22 protein-coding genes are annotated in these 23,727 nt (G+C 67.1%); 13 read left to right on the forward strand and 9 right to left on the reverse strand.

The features are described 5' to 3' along the window. Nucleotides 1-15 precede the first annotated feature (15 nt). From CupriaWKF_RS18220 to CupriaWKF_RS18245, 6 genes are read right to left on the reverse strand one after another with little or no spacing between them, the layout of a single operon-like run. Entirely contained in the window at nucleotides 16-450 is a 435-nt protein-coding gene (locus tag CupriaWKF_RS18220) for an OB-fold domain-containing protein (RefSeq protein WP_276102171.1), read from the reverse strand. Between the two features lie 5 nt (nucleotides 451-455). After that, the gene (locus CupriaWKF_RS18225) at nucleotides 456-1,619 is read right to left on the reverse strand and encodes a thiolase domain-containing protein (protein ID WP_276102172.1); all 1,164 of its coding nucleotides are present in this window, start codon (nucleotides 1,617-1,619) and stop codon (nucleotides 456-458) included. A gap of 46 nt (nucleotides 1,620-1,665) precedes the next feature. Beyond that, on the reverse strand, nucleotides 1,666-2,652 hold the full coding sequence (locus CupriaWKF_RS18230) for a Bug family tripartite tricarboxylate transporter substrate binding protein (RefSeq protein ID WP_276102173.1): 987 nt from the start codon (nucleotides 2,650-2,652) through the stop codon (nucleotides 1,666-1,668). A 45-nt stretch (nucleotides 2,653-2,697) separates the two neighbouring features. Beyond that, nucleotides 2,698-3,834 carry an acyl-CoA dehydrogenase family protein gene (locus CupriaWKF_RS18235; protein WP_276102174.1) on the reverse strand — a complete coding sequence of 379 codons (1,137 nt, stop codon included), beginning with the start codon at nucleotides 3,832-3,834 and terminating at the stop codon, nucleotides 2,698-2,700. 15 nt (nucleotides 3,835-3,849) lie between these two features. Further along, entirely contained in the window at nucleotides 3,850-5,037 is a 1,188-nt protein-coding gene (locus CupriaWKF_RS18240) for an acyl-CoA dehydrogenase family protein (protein WP_276102175.1), read from the reverse strand. Nucleotides 5,038-5,055: 18 nt separating this feature from the next. Continuing rightward, entirely contained in the window at nucleotides 5,056-7,221 is a 2,166-nt protein-coding gene (locus CupriaWKF_RS18245) for an acetate--CoA ligase family protein (RefSeq protein WP_276102176.1), read from the reverse strand. 430 nt (nucleotides 7,222-7,651) lie between these two features. Between CupriaWKF_RS18245 and CupriaWKF_RS18250 the strand changes: the two genes are divergently transcribed. The 10 genes from CupriaWKF_RS18250 to CupriaWKF_RS18295 all read left to right on the forward strand — a co-directional run bounded on the left by CupriaWKF_RS18250 (nucleotide 7,652) and on the right by CupriaWKF_RS18295 (nucleotide 17,854). Next, entirely contained in the window at nucleotides 7,652-8,371 is a 720-nt protein-coding gene (locus CupriaWKF_RS18250; RefSeq protein ID WP_276102177.1) for a GntR family transcriptional regulator, read from the forward strand. Between the two features lie 29 nt (nucleotides 8,372-8,400). After that, nucleotides 8,401-8,802, forward strand: a complete 402-nt coding sequence (locus CupriaWKF_RS18255) for a RidA family protein (protein WP_276102178.1) — start codon at nucleotides 8,401-8,403, stop codon at nucleotides 8,800-8,802. A gap of 5 nt (nucleotides 8,803-8,807) precedes the next feature. Continuing rightward, nucleotides 8,808-9,812, forward strand: coding sequence for an amidohydrolase family protein (locus tag CupriaWKF_RS18260; RefSeq protein ID WP_276102180.1), 1,005 nt, complete (start codon nucleotides 8,808-8,810; stop codon nucleotides 9,810-9,812). 1 nt (nucleotide 9,813) lies between these two features. After that, nucleotides 9,814-11,052 carry a Rieske 2Fe-2S domain-containing protein gene (locus tag CupriaWKF_RS18265; protein ID WP_276102181.1) on the forward strand — a complete coding sequence of 413 codons (1,239 nt, stop codon included), beginning with the start codon at nucleotides 9,814-9,816 and terminating at the stop codon, nucleotides 11,050-11,052. Nucleotides 11,053-11,090: 38 nt separating this feature from the next. Next, a complete protein-coding gene (locus CupriaWKF_RS18270; protein ID WP_276102182.1) occupies nucleotides 11,091-12,086 on the forward strand; it encodes a tripartite tricarboxylate transporter substrate-binding protein in 996 nt (331 codons plus the stop codon). Between the two features lie 18 nt (nucleotides 12,087-12,104). Continuing rightward, nucleotides 12,105-13,388 carry an aromatic ring-hydroxylating dioxygenase subunit alpha gene (locus CupriaWKF_RS18275; RefSeq protein WP_276102183.1) on the forward strand — a complete coding sequence of 428 codons (1,284 nt, stop codon included), beginning with the start codon at nucleotides 12,105-12,107 and terminating at the stop codon, nucleotides 13,386-13,388. Between the two features lie 61 nt (nucleotides 13,389-13,449). Continuing rightward, on the forward strand, nucleotides 13,450-14,418 hold the full coding sequence (locus CupriaWKF_RS18280) for a PDR/VanB family oxidoreductase (protein WP_276102184.1): 969 nt from the start codon (nucleotides 13,450-13,452) through the stop codon (nucleotides 14,416-14,418). A 42-nt stretch (nucleotides 14,419-14,460) separates the two neighbouring features. Continuing rightward, nucleotides 14,461-15,258 (forward strand): crotonase/enoyl-CoA hydratase family protein, encoded by a 798-nt coding sequence (locus CupriaWKF_RS18285; RefSeq protein WP_276102185.1) that lies wholly within the window; start codon nucleotides 14,461-14,463, stop codon nucleotides 15,256-15,258. 13 nt (nucleotides 15,259-15,271) lie between these two features. Further along, a complete protein-coding gene (locus tag CupriaWKF_RS18290) occupies nucleotides 15,272-16,624 on the forward strand; it encodes a 3-hydroxyacyl-CoA dehydrogenase (RefSeq protein ID WP_276102186.1) in 1,353 nt (450 codons plus the stop codon). Between the two features lie 159 nt (nucleotides 16,625-16,783). After that, on the forward strand, nucleotides 16,784-17,854 hold the full coding sequence (locus CupriaWKF_RS18295) for a porin (RefSeq protein ID WP_276102187.1): 1,071 nt from the start codon (nucleotides 16,784-16,786) through the stop codon (nucleotides 17,852-17,854). Between the two features lie 20 nt (nucleotides 17,855-17,874). Here the strand turns inward: CupriaWKF_RS18295 and CupriaWKF_RS18300 are convergent, their stop codons facing one another. From CupriaWKF_RS18300 to kbl, 3 genes are all read right to left on the reverse strand, one after another. Beyond that, nucleotides 17,875-18,639: a GntR family transcriptional regulator gene (locus CupriaWKF_RS18300; protein ID WP_276102188.1), complete on the reverse strand. Its 765-nt coding sequence runs from the start codon at nucleotides 18,637-18,639 to the stop codon at nucleotides 17,875-17,877. A gap of 145 nt (nucleotides 18,640-18,784) precedes the next feature. Continuing rightward, on the reverse strand, nucleotides 18,785-19,732 hold the full coding sequence (locus CupriaWKF_RS18305) for an L-threonine 3-dehydrogenase (protein WP_276102189.1): 948 nt from the start codon (nucleotides 19,730-19,732) through the stop codon (nucleotides 18,785-18,787). Beyond that, a complete protein-coding gene (gene kbl, locus CupriaWKF_RS18310; protein WP_276102190.1) occupies nucleotides 19,729-20,931 on the reverse strand; it encodes a glycine C-acetyltransferase in 1,203 nt (400 codons plus the stop codon). The genes CupriaWKF_RS18305 and kbl overlap by 4 nt, the downstream gene beginning before the upstream one ends. Before the next feature lie 88 nt (nucleotides 20,932-21,019). On the opposite strand from kbl, the gene CupriaWKF_RS18315 reads away from it, so the two are divergent. From CupriaWKF_RS18315 to CupriaWKF_RS18325, 3 genes are all read left to right on the forward strand, one after another. Then, nucleotides 21,020-21,616 carry an XRE family transcriptional regulator gene (locus tag CupriaWKF_RS18315; RefSeq protein ID WP_276102191.1) on the forward strand — a complete coding sequence of 199 codons (597 nt, stop codon included), beginning with the start codon at nucleotides 21,020-21,022 and terminating at the stop codon, nucleotides 21,614-21,616. 218 nt (nucleotides 21,617-21,834) lie between these two features. Next, nucleotides 21,835-22,050: a hypothetical protein gene (locus CupriaWKF_RS18320; protein WP_276102192.1), complete on the forward strand. Its 216-nt coding sequence runs from the start codon at nucleotides 21,835-21,837 to the stop codon at nucleotides 22,048-22,050. 146 nt (nucleotides 22,051-22,196) lie between these two features. After that, nucleotides 22,197-23,672 carry an MFS transporter gene (locus tag CupriaWKF_RS18325; protein ID WP_276103305.1) on the forward strand — a complete coding sequence of 492 codons (1,476 nt, stop codon included), beginning with the start codon at nucleotides 22,197-22,199 and terminating at the stop codon, nucleotides 23,670-23,672. The last annotated feature ends 55 nt before the right edge of the window (nucleotides 23,673-23,727 follow it).

Below are 23,727 nucleotides of genomic sequence, written 5' to 3' on the forward strand. Positions count from 1 at the left end.
CGTTGCCTCTGGTCTTTATGCCGGGGTGAACATCGGCACGGCGTAGCCGCCGTCGCTCGGCTTGAACACGACCTTCACGCGCTGGCCGATCTCGATCTCGCGCGGGTCGCAGTCCACCAGGTTGGTCATCATCGTCACGCCTTCGTCCAGCCGGACGTAGGCGAGCGTCCACGCGGCCTCGCCCTTGCCCATGGTGCTGAACGAGTAGACCGTGCCGAAGCCGCTGGCATCGCGCCATTCGGTGCGGTCGGACTGGCAGTGCGGGCAGATGTCGCGCGGGTAGTAGTGCGGTGCGTGGCAGTCCAGGCACGATTTCAGCAGCAGGCGGCCGGCGTCCGCGGCTTCCCAGAACGCCTGGCTTTCCGGCAGCGTGCGCGGCGCGGGGATCTTGCGCGGGCCGGCGGGCGGCGCCTTGGCCGCGGCGTTGGCCGGAGTGGCGGGTGTGTTCATGGTGTTCATTCCCTTTCAAGAATCAGCGTGGCCGCGGTATGGCGCGAAGCCAGCGCGCCGCCGATGCCGCTGGCCAGTGCCAGGTCGCAGTTGCCGACCTGCACCGCGGGATGCGCCTCGCCGCGCAGCTGGCGCACCGCCTCGATCACCTTGGTGACGCCGCCGCGGTTGGCCGGATGGTTGTTGCACAGGCCGCCGCCATCGGTGTTGAATGGCAGGCGTCCCACGCCGGAAATCAGGCCGCCGTCGGCAACGAACTTGCCGCCCTCGCCCTTCTTGCAGAAGCCCAGGTCTTCGAGCTGCATCAGCACGGTGATGGTGAAGCTGTCGTACAGCGACGCGTACTTGATGTCGGCGGGCGTGACACCGGCCTCGGCGAATGCGGCCGGGCCCGACCACGCGGCGGCAGACCACGTCAGGTCGATATGGCCGCCCATGGCGTGCTTGGGCGCTTCGCCGGTGCCGCGCACCTTCACCAGCGGGCGCTTGAGCTGGCGGGCGATCTCGGGGCGCGCCACGATCAGCGCCCCGCCGCCGTCGCTCATCACGCAGCAGTCCAGGCGGTGCAAGGGGTCGGCGACCATCGGTGAATTGACTACGTCTTCCACCGTCACCACGTTGCGCAGCATGGCGTACGGATTGTGCTGGGCGTGATGCGACGCGGCCACCTTGATCCACGCGAGCTGCTCGCTGGTGGTGCCGAACTCGTACATATGGCGTTTCGCCACCATCCCGTAGAGGTTCTGCGTGGCCGGGCCGAAGGGCAGCTCGAAGGCCACGTCGGGCGCGTCCGGGTCCGGCGCCCTCAGCGCCAGCGCGGCACCGGCTGCGCGGGGGCGCCCCGCCAGCGTGATCAGCGCGACGTTGCAGCGCCCCGCGGCGATGGCCTCGGCGGCATGCGCGACGTGCAGAATCGGCGCGGAACCGCCGCATTCGGTGGAATCCACGTGGCGCGGCTTCAGGCCGAGGTATTCCACGATCGTGGTGGTCCCGAGGCCGGGCGCATCGCCAGCGCAGAAGTAGCCGTCGACATCGGCGGCGGTGAGGCCGGCGTCGGCCAGCGCGCCGCGGGCCACATCGGCATGCAGTCGCGCGACCGACAGGTCATCGGCTTTGCGTGTGGGATGCTCGTACGCTCCCACGATGTAGGCGGATCCGTTCAGGGTCATGATGAGGCAGGTACTTGGGAAGAGATGCCGGGCGCCGTTCCGGGCGTCACTGGTCGGGGGTGAAGCCACTGGCCTTGATCACCGGCCCCCAATAGGCGAGTTCCTTGCGCTGGAGGCGGTCCAGCTCCGCGGCCGGCCGGAAGTCGGGGTGCAGCGTGGCGCGCGTCTGCAGCGTGGCGCGCACGTCAGGCATGGCAAGGACCTTGCCGAGCGCCGCCTGCATGCGGTCCAGTTCTGCCTTGGGCGTGCGAGCCGGAGCCCAGATGCCGGCCCAGGCTTCGCCGCTGTCGACCGCCACGCCCTGCTCCGTCGCCGTGGGCACGCCCGGCAGCAGCGGCGAGCGCGCCGCGCCGAATACGGCAATGATGCGAACCTTGCCGCTCTTGGCATGCGGCAGGATGTCCCCCGCGGTCATCACGGCCGATGAAAGCTGCCCGCCGAGCAGGTCGGTGACGAGCGGGCCGTTACCCTTGTAAGGCACGACGTTCATCGGGACACCAATGGCCTTGCCAAACTGCAGGCCGGTGAAGTGCGTCTGCCCGCCCAGGCCGGCGGTGCCAAACATGGCCTTGCCGGGGTGCGCCTTCACCCATTCCACGAAGCCCTTCATGTCGGTGACGCCCGTCTGGCTGCTGACCACCAGCGCCAACGGATAGGAAATCACCACCGCGACGGGCGTCAGGTCAGCCAGCAGGTCGTACTTGAGCGTGGCGGGCGGGTACAGCAGCGTGGGGAAAATGGCGGTGGCATTCGGCGCGACCATATAGGTCAATCCGTCCGGCGCGCTGTGCTTGAGCATGCCGGTCGCCACGCGGCCACCCGCGCCGGGACGGTTGTCGACGATCACGGTCTGGCCGAGTTCGCCCTGCAGCTTCTCGGCCAGCACGCGCGCGACGGTATCGGTGGAGCCGCCTGGCGGGAAGCCGACCAGGAACTTGATTGGCTGCTTCTCCTGCGCCTGCGCGCCGCAGGCGAATGCCAGGCCGAGTGCCAGCACACCGCAAGCTGACCTTAGGGTATGGATGAGGGCCATCGTCTTTGTCTCCTGTGTGTATTTTTTGAACCGGCCAGGCGCCGCTTAGCTTTGCCTGGCCTGCCTGGCGAAACTCGCCAGGTGGTACCCGGCATCGCCGAACAGCTGGTTGATGACCATCAGGCGCTTGGCGTAGTGGCCGACGCGGCATTCGTCGGTCATGCCCATGGCGCCGTGCATCTGGATTGCCCACTGCCCGACCTGCCGGCTCGCCTGGCAGATCACCGTCTTGGCCGCCGAGACCAGCCGGCGGCGCTGCACCGGATCGCCGTCGGCGACCGCCATGGCGGCCACGCAGGCCATCGACTTGCACTGTTCGAGCGCGATCAGCATGTCCGCGACACGGTGCTGCAGCACCTGGAACTTCGCCAGCAGCGAACCGAACTGCTTGCGCGTTTTCAGTTGCTCCGCGGTCAGGTCCAGCAGGGCTTCGAGCGCGCCGACGGCCTCCGCGCATAGCACGGCATTCGCGCGGTCAGCGGCGGCAACGATCACCGGCAGCGCGGCGCCAGCCTGGCCCAGTACCGCGTCGGCACCGGCGCCGACTTCGCGCAGCGTGAGGTGCGCGGCGCTGCGGCCATCCAGCGTGCGGAACTCGCGCACGGCCAGGCCTGGCGCGTCGGCCGGCACCAGGAAAAGCGTCACACCCTGCTCGTCGGCGGCATCGCCGGCGGTGCGCGCCGCCACGATGAAGGCATCGGCCTGCGCGCCATCGAGCACGAGCGACTTGGCACCGTCGAGAACCCAGCCGTCGCCATCAGGGCGCGCCAGCGTGCTGACGCGCGACAGCTCATAGCGGGCGTCTGCCTCGCCAATGGCCAGGGCCAACCGTGCCTCGCCCTCTGCCAGGGCCGGCAGCCACTGCTGCCGCTGCGTTGGCGTGCCGGCCTCGTCGAGCAGTTGCCCGGCCAGCACCACGCTTGACAGCCACGCACCGCCACCAAGCGCCCGGCCTAGTTCCTGCGCCACGAGCATCATTTCGGTCGGCCCCTGCTCGCTGCCGCCCATGTCTGCCGCGAGCGGCAAGCCGAGCAGGCCAAGGTCGGCCATGGCGGCCCAGCGCGCGGCGGCCTCCTCGGCGGTCTCGGCGTCGCCACGTCGATGCGCGGGGTACTCGCCGTCGCAGAAGCGGCGCACCGCATCGCGCAGCGCGATATGTTCGTCGTTGAGTGAAAAATCCATGGTCTCGGTACGGTGTCAGGCCGCGAGGAAGGCCTTGCTGATCAGGTTGCGCTGCACTTCGTTGACGCCGCCATAGATCGACAGCTTGCGCGCGTCGAGGTAGTTGGCCGCCAGCGCCGACAGTTCGAGCGGGCTGGCGGGTTCGTCCAGCTCGCCGCGCAGCGCCGACTCCTCGAAGGGCACGGCATGCGGGCCCGCCACTTCCACGAGCAGTTCGTAGATGGCCTGGCGCAGCTCGGTGCCGCGCACCTTGAGCATCGACGCCTCCACCGCCGGCACCCGGCTCTGCTGGTTGGCGCTGAGCAGGCGCAGCGCGGTGAATTCCAGCGCCAGCAGTTCGATCTCGAACTGCGCCAGGCGCGACTGCAGCACCGGATCGCCGTCCAGCCCCTCGCTGGCCGCGAGCGCTCGGGCGCGTTGCAATTGCTGCTTGCACGAGCCGATGCCCGCGATGCCGGTGCGCTCATGGCCCAGCAGGTATTTGCCATAGGACCAGCCCTTGTTCAGCTCGCCCACCAGGTTCTCCACCGGCACCCGCACATTGTCGAGGTAGCACTCATTCAGGTCGGTGCCGCCTTCGAGCATGCGGATGGGCCGGACCTCAACGCCCGGGGTATTCATGTCGATCAGCAGGAACGAGATGCCCTCCTGCGGCTTGGCCGCGTTCGGGTCGGTGCGCACCAGCGCGAACATCATCGAGCACCAGTGCGCATATGAGGTCCACACCTTGTGGCCATTGACCACGAAATGCTTGCCGTCCGGTTCCAGCACCGCGGTGGTCCGCACCGCCGCCAGGTCGGAGCCGGCGCCGGGCTCGGAAAAGCCCTGCGCCCACCACGTATTGCTCTGGCGGATGTCCGGCAGGTACTTCGCCTTCTGCTCGGGCGTGCCGAAGGCGATCAGCACAGGCCCCAGCATCTGGATGCCGCTGGCGATGATGCGCGGCGCGCCGCCCAGCATCGTTTCCTCGTCGAAGATATAGCGCTGCACGTGGCTCCAGCCCGGTCCGCCATGTTCCACGGGCCAGCCCGGCGTCAGCCAGCCGCGCGCTTCGAGGATGCGGAACCAGGTCACATAGTCGGCGTGTTCCAGCCGCAGGCCGAGTTCGACCTTGCGCCGGATGTCCGCGGGCAGCTTTGCCTTGACGAAGTCGCGCACCTCCTGTCGGAACGCTTCGTCAGCGGGGGAAAAAGTCAGCTTCATAGTGTGTGTGCCGGGGGTTCAGGCTTGCGGGGCGCAGACGACCAGCGCATCGAGCGCGAGCACGCGGTCGGGATAGGCCACCAGCGGGTTGACATCGATCTCGGTGATCGCGGGGTTCGCGCGCATCTGCGCGCCGATCAGCGTCACGGCCCGCGCAATGGCCGCCACGTCGACTGCCGCCGCGCCGCGGATGCCACGCAACAGGGACGCCGCCTTGAGCCGGCCCAGTTCCGCGATCACATCAGCTTCAGCGAGATCCGCCGGAATCAGCCGCACATCCTTCAGCGCCTCGATCCACACACCGCCCAGGCCCACCAGTACGACCGGCCCCCAGCCTTCATCGCGTCGTGCGCCAACCACCAACTCCAGCCCGCGCGGGCCCATCGCCTCGACCAGCACACCGTCGAGCGTCAGCCCTGGACGGTGGGTGGCGATGTTTTCCTGCAGGCGGCTCCAGCCGGCACGCAGCGCAGCTTCATCGGTCAGGCCGACGATCACGCCGCCCACATCGCTCTTGTGCGGCAGCTCGCTTGCCTGCGCCTTGATCACCACCGGGTAGCCGATGCGCGCGGCAATCGCCGCCGCTTCGTCGGCACTCGTTGCCAATGCACCTTCGGGCACAGTCAACCCGGCTGCGGCCAGCCACGCCTTGCCCTGATATTCCGCGAACACGCCCGAAGGCGGAACCGTGCCGGGCAACCGCACCGCCGCGGGAAGCGACTGGCTGGCCCGATCGGCGCGCTGCAGCGCTTCGCCATAGGCCGACACCCGGGCAAGCGCGCGCAGCGCGCGGTCGGGCGAACGGAAGAACGGCACGCCGCTGGCGCGGATGGCGTCGACAAAGAAAGGCTCGATCGGGCCGCTGTCGCCGGTCACGACCAGCACTGCCGGCTTGCCGGCGCGGGCCAGCGCCGGGACGATGTGCTCGGCCTTGTCGCGCTGCGCTACTTCGGGCCCTGCGGGAATGCTGAGCACGATGCTGCCCACGGCCGCGTCGGACAGCATGGTCAGCAGCACTTCGCCGACCAGGCCGGGGTTGCGCACGCCGATGGTGGTGTAGTCGAGCGGGTTCTCGGCCACCGCGTAGTCCGGCAGCATGGCCTTGAGGCGTGCCGTCGTCTCCTCGCCGAGGGGCGGCAACTCCAGTCCCAGCCCGTCGCAGAAGTCCAGCGCGACGTTCTTCATCGCGCCGGACCCGGTCATAAAAGCCGGGCCGCCGGCAGGCGGCACCGGGAAACGCAGCAGGATCGCTGCAGCGTCGACAAGCTCGTCAGGGGTGTCGACGAGCACGACCGCCTCGCGCGCGAGCGCCACGCAGGCGGTGGCGTGATCGCCGGCCAGCGCGCCAGTGTGGGACTGCGCCGCTTCGCGCGCCTTCTCGCTGCGGCCCGGCATCAGCATCACGATGGGCTTGCCGGCCTGGCGGGCCTTGCGCGCCAGCGAGAGGAAGGTACGAGGGCGCCGCACCTGTTCGGCGTACACGGCCAGCACACGGGTCTGCGGGTCGTCGATGTAGTGGGCAACGAAATCCTCTACGCCGAGCGACGCCTCATTCCCCGTGGAGACCACGGCGGTCAGCGGCAGTGCGCGCCCGACGAAGGCGTCGCGCATGTTCGCCGCCATCGCCCCGCTTTGCGCCACCACGCCGATACCCGGGCGACCGCCGCACGGATAGGGCTGGACGGCCTCGAAGGTCACGGGCACGCCGGCCTCGAAATTCGTGAAGCCCATGCAGTTCGGCCCGAGCAGCAGCATGCCGGCGTCGTGCGCCGCGGCGGCCAGCTGGTCCTGCCGCTCACGGCCGGCCTCGCCGGTCTCCGCATAGCCGGACGCGAACAGGACCGCCGCGCGGGTGCCCTTCGCGGCCAGGCTGCGCACGGCATCGAGCACGCCCGCCTCGGGAATCGCCAGCACGGCCAGGTCGATCCCGGCGGGAAGTTCATCCACCGTTTTCACACAGGCGCGGACGTTGATCTCGGTACTGCTGCGGCTGACCAGGTGAATGGCGCCGGCGTAGCCGAAGCGCTCGAGGTTAGCCAGCACGAACCCGCCAAACGACCGCGGGTCCGCCGAAGCGCCGACGATACAAACGGAGGCCGGACTGAGGACGCTGGTCACGGCGGCCACCGTGGCTTGCGCCGCCGGTCGAGGCCGTCCGGCCTGCGGAAAATCAGAGGTCTTCATGGGTTGAGTCTTCCTGGAAAGGGCGTTTGCCTTGCGTTGAAAGAATTCTGGCATACCATAACCGTAGTTTCAATACACCAGAAAACACTTCATCTCGAACAATCATAGGGAGTTTCCCTTAGACGGGCGGTATCTCCAGCCTTTTAAAAGCAAGCGGGGAAGTCGGTGACACCGCTACCGAAAGGCCCTTAAAGCCCCTTTCTCCGCTGCTCTGCATCGGGCTGGAATCCATATCTGGCGCCGGATTTCGGAAAATCTCCAGCCTCGCGCGGGGAGACCGAAGGCACTGTCCCGCTCTTCAGCATAGGGAACAAACGGCGCACGATCGCGAACGCCACTCACCGGCACCATTGATCACGTCTTTGCATACCAGTATTTTTTTGTTGTATATTTTGACGCGACAACGAGATGCTTATACGCATTTTTCCGTATGCAACCGACCCTTCCGATGCCCACACCCACGCCTGCCATCCGCCCGAGCCGGGCAGAGGACATCCGTGCCACGCTGGAGGCCGAGATCGAAGCCGGTGTCCTGTGTCCCGGCGCGCCGCTTGACGAGCGCGAACTGGCGCAGCGCTTCGGTGTATCGCGCACGCCGGTGCGTGAAGCGCTGCAGCAGCTGGCCGCGCACGAACTGGTCAGCATTACCCCGCGCCAGGGCGCGGCGGTCGCGCGCCTGTCCGTCGGCAAGGTACGGGCAATGCTGGAATACGTGGGCGAGCTGGAATCCCTGGCAGCGCGGCTGGCCGCCCGCCGCGGCGACCAAGCGCTGCATGCTGCGCTCGACGCCGGCCTGTCGCTGTGCCGGCGCGTCGCGGCGACACCCGGTGCAATCGGCTACGCCGCCGCGAATGCGGCCTTTCACGAAGCCATCTACCAGGGCTGCCGCAACGAAATCCTCGCCGGCCATATCCGCGTGGCGCGGCGGTGCCTGCAACGCTATCGCATGCGCGACTTCGCCTCCGGGCAGCAGGTGGCGAAGTCCCTGGAAGACCACCAGCGCATCGCCGATGCGATCCGCGCCGGCGACGAGCAGCAGGCTGCCGCCGCCATGGCCTTCCATGTGCCCGCGGGCACCACCGGCTTTGCCGAATTCCTGGCGACCGTGCCGGCCCATTTCTTCGAAGGCGGCCATGCCGCCGCGTCCTGACCACAGTCCCCCAATACCCCAGGCATCCCATGACCAGACCTCTCCGCTCGCTCGATGTGCCCGGCCTTGCGCACAACGCTCCCATTCCCACCGGCGCCCGCGTGGGCAATGTCATCTGCACCTCCGCCATCTCGGGCAAGGATGCGGCCACCGGTGAACTGCCCGCCGGAGCGGACGCACAGGCCGCGCACGCGTTCCGCAATCTCGCCGGCGTGCTGGCGGCCGGCGGCGGCAGCGTGGCGGACGTGGTGAAGCTCACTGTCTACGTGAAGGACAACAGCGTGCGCGACGCCATCAATGCCGAATGGCTGCAGTGCTTCCCCAACCCCGAAGACCGCCCCGCGCGGCACATCGTCGTGCATGACCTGCAGCACGGCATGCTCCTGCAACTCGAATGCCTGGCCGTCCTGGCCGGTGCCAACCAAGGCTGAACACCATGATCATCGATTCCCACGCCCACGTCGTCATGCCCCCGGAGAGCTTCCGCTACATGGCGGAACTCATCGGCGGACGCGCCAATCCGTCCACCACGCCGAAGATTCCGGATGCCTCCGTACGCAAGGCGGCCGAAGAACTGGTGCGCAGCATGGACGCCGTCGGCACCGACGTGCAGTTCATTTCTCCGCGCCCCTACCTGCAGATGCATTCGGTCAAGCCGGGCCGCGTGACGGAGCTGTGGTCGCGCCACTGCAACGACATCATCGCGCGCTTCGTCGCCATGTTCCCGGACCGCTTCCGCGGCGTGGCCGGCCTGCCGCAGCACATGCTGGAATCGCCGGCCGAGCGCGCCGTGCCGGAACTGGAACGCTGCGTGAATGAACTGGGCTTCGTCGGCTGCCTGATCAATCCGGATCCGACCGAGAGCGAAGGCCCGACGCCGCCGGGTCTTGGCGATCCGTTCTGGTATCCGCTCTACGAGGCCATGACGCGCCTGGACGTGCCGGGCCTGATCCATTCCGCCGGCAGCTGCAGCGCGCGCGAGTCGTACACGCTCAAGTTCATCAACGAGGAAAGCATCGCCGTCATCTCGCTGCTGAATTCGAAGGTATTCCAGGACTTCCCGACCCTGAAGATCGTGGTGGCGCACGGCGGTGGCGCGATTCCCTACCAGATGGGCCGCTTCCGCTCGTGGTCGGTGCGCAAGGGCGAAACCGTCACGTTCGACGAGCAACTTCGCAAGCTGTACTTCGACACCTGCAACTACTCGACCGAAGCGATCGACCTGCTGCTGAAGGTGGCCGGCACCGACAACGTGCTGTTCGGCACCGAGAAGCCCGGCACCGGCAGCGCGCGCGACCCGCTGACCGACCGCGACTATGACGACATGAAGCCGGTGATCGAAGGCATCTCGTGGCTGACCGATGCGCAGCGCAAGAACATCTTCGAATGCAATTGCAGGCGCCTGTACTCGCGCGCCTTCCGCACCGACGAGGAGTGCTGACATGCCACTGACCCGCGAAGACAACGACCTGCTCACGCGCGTGGAGAATGGCGCGCCGATGGGCGAGATGATCCGCCAGCATTACTGGATTCCGGCCGTGCCCTCGGCCAAGCTGGTGGCCGACGGCGCGCCGGTGCGCGTACGCCTGCTGGGCAGCAACTACGTGGCGTTTCGCCGCACTGACGGCGCGGTGGGCGTGCTCGACGAACTATGCCCGCACCGCAAGACCTCGCTGCTGATGGCGCGCAACGAGGACAACGGCCTGCGCTGCATCTTCCACGGCTGGAAGCTCGACACCAGCGGCGAGGTCATCGAGGCGCCGAACCACGTCGGCGACCAGGCGCAGTTCTGCAAGCACGTGCGCGTGAACCGCTACGGCGTGCAGGAGCGCGGCGGCATCGTGTGGGTATGGCTGGGCAAGGGCGAGACGCCGCCGAAGTTCCCGGACCTGCCCTTCACTTCGCTGCCCGAGGACCAGCGGTCGGTCACCAGCCAGGAAGTGCCGACCAACTGGGTGCAGGGCGTGGAAGCGTCGATGGATTCGTCCCACGTCGGCGTGCTGCATGAATCCACCACGCAGATCACCGCGGGCTCTGGCAACCAGCGCCTGCACATGACGAAGGCACTCGCGCCGCGCCTGGAATTCGAAGACCGCCCTTACGGCTACCGCTATGCCGCGTTGCGGCCGCTGCCCGACGACCAGTTCTATGCGCGCGTGAACAACTTCGTCATGCCGTGGTACGGCATCATCTGCGCGCCCGATGAAAAGGGTCCGAGCACGGTGTTCTTCTCGACGCCGGTGGACGATGTCACGCACCGCGCTTGGTTCGTGCATTTCAATCCGCACCGCCCGCTCGGCATGACCGTCATGTCGGCCACGCCTGATGTGTGGAACTTCCCGCCGCTGCCGCCGGGCACGCCCGCCGACAACTGGGGCCAGAACCGCGACCTGATGCGCCGCGGCCACGCCACCGGGTTTCCGCAGCACCTGGGCACCGAGGACTTCGCCATGTTCATCGGACAAGGGCCGATTGCCGACCGCACCACCGAGCAGCTCTGCTCGGCCGACGGCGCGGTGCTGCGCGTGCGCCAGGCGCTGTTGAAGTCGGTCCGCGAGTTCGTGGCCGGCAAGACCCCGATGCTCGCCGACAACCCGGACCTCGACTACAGCCGGATCGTCTCGGTCGGCGGCGTGCTGCCCGCGGGCGAAGACTGGCGTTCGCTGACCACGGCGCCCTGAGCGGCCGGCGCAAGACTGAAAAGAAGACGGAGACAACAATGACCAGCCCCCGCTTCCGCTCGCGCCGCCAGCTGTTGCTGGCGGCGTGCGCAGGACTCGCCGCGCCCGCGGCTTCGTTCGCACAGTTGCGCGGCAAACCCGCCATCCGCATCCTGTTGGGCCTGCCGCCCGGTGGCGGCACCGATGCCATCGCGCGGTTCTTTGCTGATTCGCTGCCTGCGCTGCTCGATCAGCCGGTGATCATTGAGAACCGTGTTGGTGCTGGTGGCAGGCTGGCAGCCGATGCGCTGAAAACAGCCCAGCCGGACGGTCTCACCTACATGATCGCGCCCAATGCGACACCGACCTTCCAGACGCTGGTATTCGGCAAACAACTCAAATGGGATCTGTGGAAGGACTTCGAGCCGGTGGCAGGACTTGTCTCCTTCCCATGTGGCATGGCGGCCGGCACCAGGACGCAGGCGAGCAATGCTGCAGGCTTTGTACGCTGGGCCAAGGCCAATCCGGACAAGGCCAACTTCGGTGTGCCCGGACTCGGAGGCCAGAACCATTTCCTTGGCATCCAGTTCGCCAGGAGCGCGGGAATTGACCTGCCAGTGGCTCCATACAAGGGTACGCCTCCGATGATTACCGATCTCCTCGGAGACCACATCGCTAGCGCTATCACACTGCTGGAGGATTTGCGCAAGTACCACCAATCGGGGCGCGTCCGGCTGCTCGGCATTTTCAGCGACAAACGTTCCGTGTTGGCGCCAGACATCCCCACGATGGCCGAACAAGGCTTCGACGTTACCCAAGGTGACGGCTGGACTGCGATGTGGGCGCCGGCCCGCACGCCGGCAAGGGAGATCGCGCGCATACAGACGGCGCTGCGCACCATCCTGTCTTCGCCGCAATCGCGCGATTTTCTGATGAAGCAGCTTGCGGTCGTACCAGACTACCTGGATGGCCAGCAGATGGCTCGCCGCCAGCGCGCCGAACTTGAAACCTGGGCGCCTGTCATCAAGGCCTCCGGCTTCCGCGCAGAGCTCTAGAGGCAAGAGGGACACGATATGCTGAGCGAGGAAAAGAATCGCCTCTTGACCAATGTCGGCGCGGGTACACCCATGGGCGAGGTGCTGCGTCGCCACTGGCACCCGATCGCGGGCATCGATGAACTGGAGCGCGAGCCGATCAAGCCTGTTCGGCTGATGGGCGAGGACTTGGTGCTCTACAAGGACCTGAGCGGTAACTACGGCTTGGTGGACAGGCACTGCGCCCATCGCCGGGCCGATCTGGCCTATGGTTACGTGGAAACTGACGGCTTGCGCTGCAACTACCATGGCTGGTGTTACGACCATCGCGGCCGCTGCGTCGAGCAGCCCTTCGAGCAAGTGGTCGATCCGGCGGGCAGGCTACTGGACCGCGTGCGCCTCAAGGCCTATCGCGTTGCCGCCAAGGCCGGCATGCTGTGGGCGTATCTGGGGCCGGACCCGGCTCCGCAACTGCCGGACTGGGAGCCCTTCAGCTGGGCCAATGGCTTCGTCCAGGTGGTATTTGCCGAGGTCCCCTGCAACTGGCTGCAGGCGCAGGAAAACTCCATCGACCCCGTGCACTTCGAGTGGATGCATGCGAACTGGGGACGGCGGCTGCGCGGCGACCTGGGACAGCGGGCGCCGCGGCATCTGCGGCTCGCCTTCGAAGAGTTCGAGCACGGCTTCCTCTACAAGCGCATCAGCGAGGATACCGACGAGCGCCACCCGCTGTGGACCATCGGACGCGTCTGCCTGTGGCCGAACGGCTTCTTCCTCGGCGACCACTTCGAATGGCGCGTGCCGGTCGACGACACCAACACGCTGAGCGTCACCTGGTCCTTCATCCGTGTCCCGCGTGAAGCGGAGCCCTTCGTGCAGCGGGAGATTCCAAGCTGGACGAGCCCCACCCATGATCCGGCCACGGGGCGCTGGATCTCCAGCCACGTCATCAACCAGGACATCATCGCCTGGGTCGGGCAAGGACCGGTGACGGACCGCACGCGCGAGAACCTGGGCGCCAGCGACAAGGGCATCGCCATGATCCGCCGGCGGCTGCTCGACGATATCGACTCGGTAGCGCAAGGGCGCGACCCCAAGGGCGTCATCCGCGACGCGCAGGCCAACCACCGTCTGGTGCTGCCGTGCGATTCACGCGACTTCTTCCTCAACGGGCTGCCCCGCGCCGAATACGAGTGCCATCCGAAGTGGAACAAGCTGCTACGCCACTTCATCTTCCACGCCGGACAGCCGGAAGCCGTCCGGCGTGCCTACGAGGCCGCCACTGGCGTCGCGATCGAGGACATCGACGTCGTGGATATCTGAGTGCCGGCACCTGCCCCGCTGCGATGCCCATGGCCGCTGGTGCCAAGCCTGGAGAGAATCAATGAACCCTACCGAAACCCTGCAACTGCGCGTCAGGTCGATTACCTGGGAGGCCGATGGCATCCTCAGCTACGAACTGCGCGCCGAGCCGCCGCTCAAGGAACTGCCAGTCTTCGACGCCGGCGCCCACATCGACCTGCACCTGCCCAACGGGCTGATCCGCAGCTACTCACTGCTGAACAGGCCCGACGAGCGGCACCGCTACGTCATTGGCGTCAACAAGGATCCCCAGAGCCGCGGTGGCTCGCGCTACCTGCACGAAACGCTACGCCCCGGCGACATCCTCACCGTCTCCCCGCCACGCAACAACTTCCCGCTGGAAGAAGGCGCGCCGCTGAGCGTGTTCATCGCGGGCGGCATCGGCATCACCCCGATCTTCGGCATGATCCAGCGCCTGCGCACGCTCGGCCGGCCCTGGCGCCTGCACTACGCGGCGCGCACGCGCAAGCAGGCTGCCTTCATCGACGCGCTGGAGGCCATGAATGGCCGCGACTGCGCCAACGTGCACGTCGCCTTCGACCGCGAGGCGGGGGGCAAGATGCTGGACATCCCTTCCATTGCAGCCGACCTGCCAGGCAACGCCCACATCTATTGCTGCGGCCCGGTGCCAATGCTCGACGCCTTCGAGGCGGCAACCCAGGCGCTTCCACCAGCGCGCGTACACCGCGAGTACTTCGCCGCGCGCGAGGCCGCCGCCACCGAGGGGGGCTTCGTCGTGGAACTGGCGCGCAGCAAGCGCAGCCTCGAAGTGCCAAGCGGAAAGACCATTCTGGACTGCCTGCTCAGCGAGGGCATCGAACCACCCTACTCGTGTCAGGAAGGCGTATGCGGCACCTGCGAGGTGCGCGTGCTGGAAGGTGTGCCGGATCACCGCGACCTCGTGCTGAGCGAAGCCGAGCGCGCCACCAACCAGCGCATGATGATCTGCTGCTCCGGCGCCAAGAGCCGCAAGCTCGTGCTGGATCTCTGAGCGGTGCGCGGCAGCCCCCATATTCAAGAAGGAAGCAAGACCATGAGCAATGAACTGGTGACTTATGAACTCGACGGCAACGTCGCCCTGATCGGCCTTAACCGCCCCGACAAGCGCAATGCCATCAACGAAGACGTGGTGTGGGCCCTGCACGATGCCGTCGTGCGTGCCGGCGAGGAAGCCGACGTGGGCGTGCTGTTCGGCCACGGCAGCAACTTCTGCGCGGGACTGGACCTGAAGGAAGCGCTGGCGCGCGCCTCGGGCGAGCAGCCGCGTCCGCGCAAGCGCACGCGCCATTCCTGGCATACCGTGTTCGACGGCATTGCGCGCGGGCCTATCCCGTTCGTCGCGGCGCTGCACGGCGCAGTGGTGGGCGGCGGGCTGGAACTTGCCACGGCCGCGCATATCCGCGTCGCGGACGAATCGGCGCTGTTCGGCCTGCCGGAAGGACAGCGCGGCATCTTTGTCGGCGGCGGGGGCACCGTGCGCATCCAGCGCGTGGTGGGCTACACCGTCATGGCCGACATGATGCTGACCGGCCGCCTGCTCAATGCGCAGGAAGGCGAGCGCGAACACATCGTGCGCTACGTGGTGCCGCAGGGCCAGGCGCTGGCCAAGGCGCGCGAACTGGCCGCGCTGGCCGCACGCAATACCGCCGACACGAACTGGCGCATCACCAACGTGCTGCCGCGCATCAACGACCTGTCGCACGACGACGGGCTGTTCGTCGAGTACCTGACCTCGAACATCCCGCGCCCGCCAGAGGCGGCCGAACGCCTGCGCGACTTCGTCGAAGGCCGTGCCAAACCCCTCGCCGGCCCCGGCGCGAAATCAGAATGAGCCAAGCAACGCCATGACGACCACCACGATTCCATCGAGCGCCGATGCCGTAGCACAGGCCACGGCAGACTATGTCCGCTTCGCCCAGGCTGAAGCGGCCCATATCCCGGACTTCCCGCAGGACCTGCCGCTGCGCCCCGTCAACCACGTTGCCGTGATTGGCGCAGGCACCATGGGCGGCGGCATTGCGATGGCGCTGGCCAATATCGGCATTCCGGTCACGCTGATCGACAGCAGCCAGCAAGGACTGGATACCGGCCTGCGCCGCGTGCGCGACAACTACGCCGGCAGCGTCTCGCGCGGCAAGCTGGAAGCGTCAGCCATGGAAGCCAGGCTTTCGCTCATCAAAGGCTCCATTACCCTGGTCGATGCCGCGTCCGCCGACATGGTGATCGAAGCCGTCTTCGAGGACATGTCGCTGAAGCAGCAGGTGTTCCGCGAACTCGACGCGCGGTGCAAGCCTGGCGCCATCCTGGCGACCAATACCTCCGGGCTGGACGTCGATGCCATCGCGGCGGTCACGCGCCGCCCGCAAGACGTGGTCGGCGCCCATTTCTTCAGCCCGGCACACGTGATGCGCCTGCTCGAAGTGGTGCGTGCCCGCGACACCGCGCCGGACGTGATCGCCACGCTGATGGATCTGGGACGGCGCATGGGAAAGACCGCCGTGCTGGCCCGTGTCTACCCCGGCTTCATCGGCAATGCGCTGTTCCGCAACTACACGCGCGAAGCGCATTTCCTGCTCGAGGAGGGAGCGCTTCCTCATGAGGTCGACCAGGCCCTCACCGGTTTCGGCTATGCCATGGGCATCTTCGCCGTGCACGACATGGCCGGCAATGACGTGGGCTACCAGACCCGCAAGGCGCAGATGGCGACACGGCCGCAGGACCGGCGCTGGAACGACCTGATCCTCAAGCTGACCGAACTTGGGCGCCTGGGACAGAAAAGCGGCAAAGGCTGGTACCGCTATGAACCCGGCAGCCGCCAGCCGCTGCGCGATCCGGAGGTCGAAGCCTTCATCGAACAGGAATCCGCGCGGCTCGGCATCGCACGGCGCCCCATCGGCGCCGGGGAGATCATCAAGCGCTGCGTCTACGGCATGGTCAACGAGGGCGCGAAGCTGCTCGAAGCCGGCGTGGCGCTGCGGCCCAGCGACATCGACACCGTCTACCTGACCGGCTACGGCTTTCCCGCGCGCCATGGCGGCCCGATGTACTACGCCGACCGCATCGGGCTGCGCGAGGTGTACGCCGACATCGAGCGCTTCCACGCGCAGCACGGCTACTGGTGGGAACCGGCACCGCTGCTGGCCCGGCTGGCGCGCGCAGGGAAGACTTTCGCCGACTACCAGCGCGGTCACGCGTGAGGCCGCGGGCAGCCATTTTCACGGCCTGGTCCCGCACTCCCGTTGCATTCCTAATACGGATTAACGTATACCACTATTTTTTATAAACATACCAGTAAGCGATAGTTCTGCCACTTCCCGAATCGCGGAAATGACAGCCAAAACATGGAGGAGAACAGCATGAAAAGAAACCTGGTCGGCCTTGCCTGCGTCATCGCCAGCGCCACCGCGGCCGCGCAGACGTCGGGCGTCACGCTGTACGGTGTGGCCGATGCCAACATCGAATACACCAACAACAACCTGGGAACGGGCCCGGACGGGCATTCCAGGGTTGGCGTGAACTCGGGCGGCCTGTCCCCGAGCCGCTGGGGCCTGCGCGGCACGGAAGACCTGGGGGGTGGCAAGCAGGCAATCTTCGCACTGGAAAGCGGCTTCACCCTGGATAACGGCGTTTCCACGCAAGGCGGGCGCCTGTTCGGCCGCCAGGCGTGGGTCGGCCTGCGCAGCGCCACGCAGCAACTGACGCTGGGCCGGCAATATACTTCGCTGTTCCTGATGATGGCCAACTACTCGCCCACGGCGTATGCCACCACGTATGAACCCGTGGTGGGCATTGCCGGCTCGAACCTGCGCGAAGACAACATGGTGAAATACCATGTCGACCTGGGCCCGCTGACGGCCGAAGCACACTGGGCCTTTGGCGAGCAGCCCGGAACGGTCACGGGTTCGTCGGCCTTCGGCGGCGGCTTCGACTACCGTTTCGGCTCGTTCGGCATTGCCGGTGCCTATGACAGCCTCAACAGCGCCAAGACCGCCGATTACACCCGCACGCAGAAGGCAGCGCTGGGCCTGCGCTACCAGATCACGCCGGCGCTGCTGGCCCAGGCGGCGTACCGGTACAACAACAACGGAACGCGCGCGGCCAACACCGCTGCGCGCGACGACCTGTGGTGGTTTGCGCTGAACTACCAGGCAACCGGGGCGCTGCTGCTCACGGGTGCGTTCTACTACGACAACGTCAAGTCGCAGTACACAGCAACCAGCCAGACCAATCCGAGCAACCCGTGGCAGGTCACCTTCATCGCGGATTACTCATTGTCCAAGCGCACCGATGTCTACCTCAGCACGGCATACACCAAGAATGCGTCGCTGAACTTCGAAAGCCTGAATGGCGCCGCAGCCGCCTACCAGATCGCACCTAACGAGCACAACCAGTTCGGCGTCGCCGTGGGTATGCGGCACAAGTTCTGAGTTGCCGCCCGCGTGGCGGATCAGGCCGCCCGCGGGGCGGCGGGCTTGCGGCCACGCCTGGCGCCGCCGCGGGGTGCGGCGCTCTTGGCGGTGGTCGCCTCGCCGCCGCCCTCGCCCTCGAGGTAGCTGGCCGGCAAGGTAGAAAGGAACTCCGAGAATCCGGTCGTGCCAACCGGCGCGTGTTCAAGCATGGCCGCGTGCGCGGCGGCTTCATCGCCGCTCAGGATGGCCTCGGCAAGCCGCTGGTGGTCTTCCAGCACGCGCTGCCGGCGCGCCGGCGTTTGGAAGATGCGCGGGCGGTAGCGCTGCATCAGCCGGCGGATACCCTGGATCTGCGCCACCAGGTATTCGTTGTGGCTACCCGCATAGACCGTGTCATGGAACTCCGCATTGGCCTTGGCAAAGCGCTTGCCATCGTCTTCGGCATGCGCCTGCTCGCATTCGGCGCGGGCCGCCTTCAGGCTGGCGCGCTGATCATCGTCCATGCGGCGCGCGGCCAGCTTCGCCGCCACGGCTTCCAGCTCGCCAAGCAGCTCCAGGGTTTCGCGCAACTGCGTGATCGACAGGCGCGACACGAATACGCCCACGCGCGGCACGATGCGGACCATGTTCTGCACGGACAGCTGCTGCAGCGCCTCCCGCACCGGCGTGCGGGAAACGCCGAAGCGCTCGGCCAGCATGCGTTCGTCCAGCGGGGTACCGGGCGGCATGTCGCCATCCTCGATCTCGCGCTGGATCGTGGCCTTGATCTCGCCGGCCATGCTCTTCTTCTCGGACTGTGTCATCTGGTCTGGGGGTAAGCCGTCTTTGCTGCACAGTATACCGAAACAGGATACTGGCATGCCATCCGGCGCCGAAAAGAAACAGACGAAACAGACATGACATGCCCCGCGTGCTGGTCCCGACCGCCTCACCCTGCACGTTTGTGCATCACGCCTGGCGCAGGTTCTCCAGCATGTCCCGGACCATTTCCTCCAGCCCGTATTGCCGTGCCCAGCCCCAGTCGGTGCGCGCCACCGAATCATCGATCGAATCCGGCCAGCCCTGCGCGATCGCCTGCCGGTAGTCCGGTTCGTAGCGCACCTCGAACCCCGGCACCTGCTTGCGAATCGCCGCGGCAATCTCGGCCGGCGTGAAGCTGACGCCGGCAATGTTGTAGCTGCCGCGTTCGGTGAGCTTGTCCGCCGGCGCCTCCATCAGTTCGATGGTCGCGCGGATGGCGTCGGGCATGTACATCATCGGCAGCCGCTCGTCTTCGCGCAGGAAGCAGGTATAGGGCTCGCCTTTCACGGCCGAGTGGAAGATGTCCACGGCATAGTCGGTGGTGCCGCCGCCTGGCGGCGTCTTGTGCGAGATCAGGCCCGGATAGCGCAGGCTGCGCACGTCCACGCCATGGTTGTCGTGATACCAGCGGCACCAGCCCTCGCCCGCCTGCTTGGAAATGCCATAGACGGTCGTCGGCTCCATCACGGTCTTCTGCGGCGTGTGCTCGCGCGGCGTGGTGGGACCGAAGGCGGCAATGGAACTCGGCCAGAACACGCGCTCGATGCCGAACTGCCGCGCGTGCTCGAGCACGTTCAGCAGGCTGGTCATGTTGAGGTTCCACGCCCATTGCGGCGCCTTCTCGCCGGTGGCCGACAAGGCTGCCGCGAGCAGGTAGATCTGCGTGATGCCATGGCGTTCGACGATCGTCGCCAGCCCGCCGCGGTCGGTGGCGTTGAGCATCTCGTGCGTCAGGTGCACATGGCGCCCGGTCGGCACCACGTCGGACGTGATGACGCTGGTCCTGCCATAACGCTCGGCCAGCGCCAGCGCAAGCTCGGAGCCGATCTGCCCGTTCGCGCCGACGATCAGGATTTTCGGTGCCGCGTCGCTCATCGGACCAGCCCCAGTTCACGGCCGGCCTGGCCGAACGCATCGAGCGCGGCCTGCAATGCCGCTTCGTCGTGCAGCGCGCTCATCTGCACGCGGATGCGCGCCTGCCCCTTCGGCACCACGGGATAGAAGAAGCCCACCACGTACACACCCAGCTCCAGCAGCCGTTGCGCGAGTTTCTGGGCCTTTTCCGCGTCGTAGACCATGATCGGGATGATCGGGTGCTCGCCCGGCTTCACGTCGAAGCCCAGCGTTGCCAGGCCCTTGCGGAAGAACGCGGTGTTGCGCTCCAGCCGGTCGCGCAGTTCCGTGCTGCCTTCCAGGATGTCGAGCACGGCGATCGACGCGCCCACGATGGCCGGCGCGACGGTATTCGAGAACAGGTACGGCCGCGAGCGCTGGCGCAGCAGCGCGACCACTTCCTTGCGCGCGCTGGTGAAGCCGCCGGACGCGCCGCCGAGCGCCTTGCCCAGCGTGCCGGTGATGATGTCGATCTTGCCGAACAGGCCGCGCAGTTCATGCGTGCCGCGCCCGCGCGCGCCCAGGAAACCCGTGGCATGGCATTCGTCGATGCCGAGCAGCGCGCCATGCGCGTCGCAGAGGGTGCGCATCTTGTCCAGGCGCGCAATGGTGCCGTCCATGGAGAACACGCCGTCGGTAAACACCAGTTTGTAGCGCACGCCATCGGCCTCGGCCTGCGCCAGTTGCGCGCGCAGATCGTCCATGTCGTTGTGCTTGTAGCGGTAGCGGCGTGCCTTGCTCAGGCGGATGCCGTCGATGATGGAGGCGTGGTTGAGTTCGTCGCTGATGATGGCGTCTTCCGCGCCCAGCAGGGTTTCGAACAGCCCGCCGTTGGCATCGAACGCGGAGCCGTAGAGGATGGTGTCCTCTGTGCCGAGGAAACTGGCCAGCCTGGCTTCCAGCGTCTTGTGCAGGTCCTGCGTGCCGCAGATGAAGCGCACCGAACTCAGGCCGAAGCCGTGCGTGCGCAGCGCCTCGTGCGCGGCCTCGATCACGCGCGGATGCGAGGACAGGCCAAGGTAGTTGTTGGCACACAGGTTGATGACCTCGCGGCCGTCAACGGTGCGCACGCGCGCGCCCTGCGGCGTGGCGATGACGCGCTCTTCCTTGTACAGCCCGGCCTGGCGGATGGCATCAAGCTCGGCACGCACGGATGCGTAGAATGCCTCGGCACTCGACATGGTTTGGCTCCCGATGCTAGGATCTGATCGATAAATCGAACACGTTCGTCATAAAGAACGTTTTGTGCAATATAACGAACGACACGCCGTGACGCAACCCCCCGTCCAGAATTCGCAGGCCGATGGGCCGCCCGCCGTTGGCGCCGCACTGCAGGCGCTGCGCCAGCAGCAGCAGCTTTCGCTCGACGACCTGTCGCGCCGGGCCGGCGTGTCCAAGTCGATGCTGTCGCAAATCGAACGCAACCTGACCAACCCGACCGTGGCGGTGCTGTGGCGCCTGGCGAACGCGCTGGGCATCAACCTCGCGGAGCTGCTGTCCGCCGACGCGGGCGGCCGTGCGGCAAGCGGTATCGCGCTGGTGCAGCCGCACGCCATCCCCTCGCTCAAGAGCCCCGACGGGCACTGCGAACTGAAGATTCTCGGCCCGATCGAACTGGCCGGGCGCTTCGAGTGGTACGAGCTGACGATCCAGGCCGGCGGCGTACTGGCGTCCGAGGCCCACGAGGCCGGTACGCAGGAGCATCTTTCGGTGCTGAGTGGCGCCATGTCGGTGCAGGCCGGAACGGAAGAAAAGAAGCTGCGGCATGGTGAAACGGCACGCTATGCGGCTGACGTGCCACACGCGATCCGCAACGGCGGCAAGGCGACATCGACCGCTTTATTGGTTGTAGTGCACCCGGCTTAACTGCGGCAAGCCCGGAACGTCATCACATGCGGAACCGGGCCACTGTCCCGGCGTCAAACGGCTTAGTCCTCGGAAACGTGCCGACGCGCCCGCAGCATCGCGCCGCATCGGTGCATGACGCAGGCATGCGTCTTGCGTAATCCCCGTGGCTTCGAACGCGCGGCACTCCGCCGCGCCAGTCCCCAGCAAAGCGACCCCCTGCATCCAAGGAGACGAACGTGCTGAGCCCGCATGAACTCGCGACACTGCTGCTGATCAGCGGCGGCCCCGAATCCCTCGATACCACTGACTCCCGGCAGATCGACCCGGTCGACCTCCACGCACTTGTAGACAAGGAACTCGTCCAGCTCGAGATCCTGCATGGCCACAGGCAGAGTCCGCGCCTGACGAGCAACGGCCATTCGATGCTGCGCGCCATGGGTTGTGGCCGCTGAGCCACTCGCGCTCCAGTCCGCAGAAGGGCGCCCGGCGCGGCGCCGACCTCGCCAGTCCGCCCGCGCCGGCTCATATCACCGAACGCCTATACTGACCCGCATCGGCCCACGCATGGGTGCGTGCGGGTCTGGCTTCGGATCCCGACATTTCAACGCGAGGTAGTTCCTACTCTTCCCCGAGCGGCTCGCAGACCGGCATTCCTGCCCGGCTGGACTGCCTGCCCTGGTCCCGCTGGCACTGGCGCGTCGTGCTGGCGCTGGGCATCGCGTGGGTCCTCGATGGCCTCGAGGTCACGCTGGTCGGCTCGGTCGGTGCCGTGCTCGAACGGCGCGACACGCTGGCGCTGAGCGCGACCGAAGTCGGCTGGACGGGTTCGCTCTATGTCGGCGGCGCCGTGCTTGGCGCGCTGGTGTTCGGCCGCATGGCCGACCGGCTTGGCCGCAAACGCCTGTTCCTGGCCACGCTGCTCGTATACATGGTGGCGACGCTGGCCACGGCTTTCTCACCCGGCTTCGCCATGTTCGCGCTGTGCCGCTTCTTCACCGGCCTCGGCATCGGAGGCGAATATGCCGCCATCAATTCCGCCATCGACGAACTGATTCCCGCGCGCGTGCGCGGCCGCGTCAACCTGGCCATCAATGGCAGCTTCTGGCTGGGCGCGGCGCTTGGCGCCGGGCTCAGCCTGGTGCTGCTCGACCCGCGCTTGCTGGGACCGGTGTGGGGCTGGCGCGCCTGCTTCGCGCTGGGCGCGGTGCTGGCCTTCGCCATCATGCTGGTGCGCCGGCGCGTGCCGGAAAGCCCGCGCTGGCTGGCCACGCATGGCCGGCTGGCCGAGGCGGAGCAGATCATTGCCAGCATCGAGGCGCAGGTGTACGCGACGCGGCAAGCGCACACGCTCGCGTCCATGGCGCCTTCCGGCCCGGTGCCCCACGCGTCGGTGCATCCCTCCGTGGGCGACGTGCTCCGGCTGCTGATGCTGCGCTACCGGCAGCGCAGCCTGATCACGCTGGCGCTCATGCTGGCGCAAGCCTTCTTCTATAACGCCATCTTCTTCACCTATGCGCTCGTGCTCACGCGCTTCTACGCCGTGCCGGACAGCCGCGTGGCGCTATACCTGTTCCCGTTCGCGCTCGGCAACGCCGCCGGGCCGCTGGTGCTGGGGCCGCTCTTCGACCGGGTCGGCCGGCGCAGGATGATCGCGATCACCTATGTGCTGTCGGGACTCGGACTGGCAGCAACCGGATGGGCCTTCACGCAGGGCTGGCTCGACGCGACCGGCCAGGCGCTGTGCTGGTCCGCGGTGTTCTTCCTGGCCTCGGCCGCGGCCAGCTCGGCCTACCTGACGGCCAGTGAAGTCTTTCCGCTGGAAATGCGGGCGCTGGCCATCTCGGTCTTCTACGCGGTGGGCACGGGCATGGGCGGCTTCGTCGCGCCGGTCTTGCTTGGCGCGCTGATCGAGCGCGGCAGCCGCGCAGCCGTGGCGGCGGGCTACGGACTCGGGGCCGCGCTGGTGATCATCGCCGGGCTTCTGGCCTTGCGCTATGGTGTGAACGCGGAGCGGCGGCCGCTCGAAGACGTGGCGCGGCCATTGGGTAGTGACTGGAGAAACAGACCGGACTGAGCGCTAGGTCTCCGACCCGCCGCACTCCGAAATTCGAGAATTCGACCCCGGCTCA

The sequence above is a fragment of the Cupriavidus sp. WKF15 genome, assembly GCF_029278605.1.
Taxonomy (GTDB): Bacteria; Pseudomonadota; Gammaproteobacteria; order Burkholderiales; family Burkholderiaceae; genus Cupriavidus.

Excerpts from the sequence above, each read along its gene's own strand:
- CupriaWKF_RS18220 (WP_276102171.1), bottom strand. The coding sequence starts at position 450 with ATGAACACACCCGCCACTCCGGCCAACGCCGCGGCCAAGGCGCCGCCC.
- CupriaWKF_RS18225 (WP_276102172.1), bottom strand. The coding sequence starts at position 1,619 with ATGACCCTGAACGGATCCGCCTACATCGTGGGAGCGTACGAGCATCCC.
- CupriaWKF_RS18230 (WP_276102173.1), bottom strand. The coding sequence starts at position 2,652 with ATGGCCCTCATCCATACCCTAAGGTCAGCTTGCGGTGTGCTGGCACTC.
- CupriaWKF_RS18235 (WP_276102174.1), bottom strand. The coding sequence starts at position 3,834 with ATGGATTTTTCACTCAACGACGAACATATCGCGCTGCGCGATGCGGTG.
- CupriaWKF_RS18240 (WP_276102175.1), bottom strand. The coding sequence starts at position 5,037 with ATGAAGCTGACTTTTTCCCCCGCTGACGAAGCGTTCCGACAGGAGGTG.
- CupriaWKF_RS18245 (WP_276102176.1), bottom strand. The coding sequence starts at position 7,221 with ATGAAGACCTCTGATTTTCCGCAGGCCGGACGGCCTCGACCGGCGGCG.
- CupriaWKF_RS18250 (WP_276102177.1), top strand. The coding sequence starts at position 7,652 with ATGCAACCGACCCTTCCGATGCCCACACCCACGCCTGCCATCCGCCCG.
- CupriaWKF_RS18255 (WP_276102178.1), top strand. The coding sequence starts at position 8,401 with ATGACCAGACCTCTCCGCTCGCTCGATGTGCCCGGCCTTGCGCACAAC.
- CupriaWKF_RS18260 (WP_276102180.1), top strand. The coding sequence starts at position 8,808 with ATGATCATCGATTCCCACGCCCACGTCGTCATGCCCCCGGAGAGCTTC.
- CupriaWKF_RS18265 (WP_276102181.1), top strand. The coding sequence starts at position 9,814 with ATGCCACTGACCCGCGAAGACAACGACCTGCTCACGCGCGTGGAGAAT.
- CupriaWKF_RS18270 (WP_276102182.1), top strand. The coding sequence starts at position 11,091 with ATGACCAGCCCCCGCTTCCGCTCGCGCCGCCAGCTGTTGCTGGCGGCG.
- CupriaWKF_RS18275 (WP_276102183.1), top strand. The coding sequence starts at position 12,105 with ATGCTGAGCGAGGAAAAGAATCGCCTCTTGACCAATGTCGGCGCGGGT.
- CupriaWKF_RS18280 (WP_276102184.1), top strand. The coding sequence starts at position 13,450 with ATGAACCCTACCGAAACCCTGCAACTGCGCGTCAGGTCGATTACCTGG.
- CupriaWKF_RS18285 (WP_276102185.1), top strand. The coding sequence starts at position 14,461 with ATGAGCAATGAACTGGTGACTTATGAACTCGACGGCAACGTCGCCCTG.
- CupriaWKF_RS18290 (WP_276102186.1), top strand. The coding sequence starts at position 15,272 with ATGACGACCACCACGATTCCATCGAGCGCCGATGCCGTAGCACAGGCC.
- CupriaWKF_RS18295 (WP_276102187.1), top strand. The coding sequence starts at position 16,784 with ATGAAAAGAAACCTGGTCGGCCTTGCCTGCGTCATCGCCAGCGCCACC.
- CupriaWKF_RS18300 (WP_276102188.1), bottom strand. The coding sequence starts at position 18,639 with ATGACACAGTCCGAGAAGAAGAGCATGGCCGGCGAGATCAAGGCCACG.
- CupriaWKF_RS18305 (WP_276102189.1), bottom strand. The coding sequence starts at position 19,732 with ATGAGCGACGCGGCACCGAAAATCCTGATCGTCGGCGCGAACGGGCAG.
- kbl (WP_276102190.1), bottom strand. The coding sequence starts at position 20,931 with ATGTCGAGTGCCGAGGCATTCTACGCATCCGTGCGTGCCGAGCTTGAT.